The organism is Serratia sp. 22278, from assembly GCF_052045405.1.
Classification (GTDB): domain Bacteria; phylum Pseudomonadota; class Gammaproteobacteria; order Enterobacterales; family Enterobacteriaceae; genus Serratia; species Serratia marcescens.
The window spans coordinates 1-1,291 of the sequence record NZ_JBQEOW010000029.1 but is presented as its reverse complement, the minus strand read 5'-3'; the positions used below and the strand labels follow the sequence as shown (position 1 = coordinate 1,291).

General features: G+C 40.3%; 2 protein-coding genes. Both read left to right on the top strand.

The annotated features are described in order from the left end of the window. Positions 1-542: RHS repeat-associated core domain-containing protein (locus tag ACTJJ6_RS23530; protein WP_440827453.1), on the top strand; the 542-nt coding region annotated here is incomplete at its 5' end. Between the two features lie 10 nt (positions 543-552). Next, positions 553-1,164, top strand: a complete 612-nt coding sequence (locus tag ACTJJ6_RS23525) for a hypothetical protein (protein ID WP_145957724.1) — start codon at positions 553-555, stop codon at positions 1,162-1,164. The last annotated feature ends 127 nt before the right edge of the window (positions 1,165-1,291 follow it).

The following is a 1,291-nucleotide window of genomic DNA, read 5'->3' as shown; positions in this document are numbered from 1 at the left end:
GCGGCCTGCACTACAACCTGTTCCGCTACTACGAACCCGAGGTGGGGCGTTTCACCACGCAGGATCCGATAGGGCTGCGCGGCGGGTTGAACCTGTATCAGTATGCGCCGAACCCGCTGATGTGGGTGGATCCGTTGGGGTTGATGAGTTGCTCGACTGATGCAGCTAAGCTTGCCCGAAATCTGGGGCCACAACCTATGGGGGGAGGGAAATATGATGCGCACCATATTATAATGTCCAACTCTTCTGATGCCCGAATGGTTGCATTAAGAAAACGAATGGATGATCTCGATATTGATATTAATAATTCAAAGAATGGAGTTTGGCTTCCTAATACTAGGGCTGACCGTATAGAAGGTACTTTAACGACTGCCCACAAAGGTAATGGGATACATGGCAATGCATATAAACAATATGTTTATGATAAACTTATTAACAGTCAGACGGATAAAGAGTTCTTATCTTCTCTTAAGCAAATAAAAAGTGAGCTTGAGGGGGGTAAGGTATTTCCTCTTGCAAATGGTAGAATCCCTACTTTATAATGGTGATAAAATGAAAGAAGTAGCTGATGGTATAAGGGCTGATTTAGATGAAGTGCAGTCTCTTTTTTCGAATGAAGAGCTATTAGCTGAAAAAATATCTTCTATTAGCCATACGGAATCAAAGGTTGTATCGTGGTCTAAAACTAATGCCTTTAGTATTATTCCATTTTACAATGAGTTAACCGGCTTTAAAACCGGAGAAATATTGAGTAAAGAGCCTAAGAACAAAAGTAATGCATATTGCTATTTTTCAAATGATGGCCTTGTAAATAAAATCGACAGCTATAACTCAAAAGGAGTTGTGGCGGATACATCTTACGTCATTAGAGATGGTGATGAGGTTCTTGAAATAAGACAGGATGTAAAGGGCAACTATTTAGCTATAAGTAGAGTTTTTTTAAACTCTCAAGGGCAGCCATCTAAAGCTTTTTTTGCAAATGATGATGGCAATTTATCTGGTTATCATTACTTTTATAAAGATGGCAGAATCGATAGTATATTGACGGTAAGTAATTACTCTCCTTTACCATATGTTATTTTATCATGTGTTTATGATGATGGTAAAATTAGTGAAATTTATTTTAATAACAATAAGGGAAAGGTTGTTATATATCCTCGCTAGGATATTAAGTTGATTCTTAATTGACAGGGCGACTCTAGTTATTTACATGCTTCCTGTGGCAGGGCTACCGGTTGCTGCAGGAGCAGCGCGACGACGGCAGCCGCCGCAGCTGGAGCTACGATCCGGC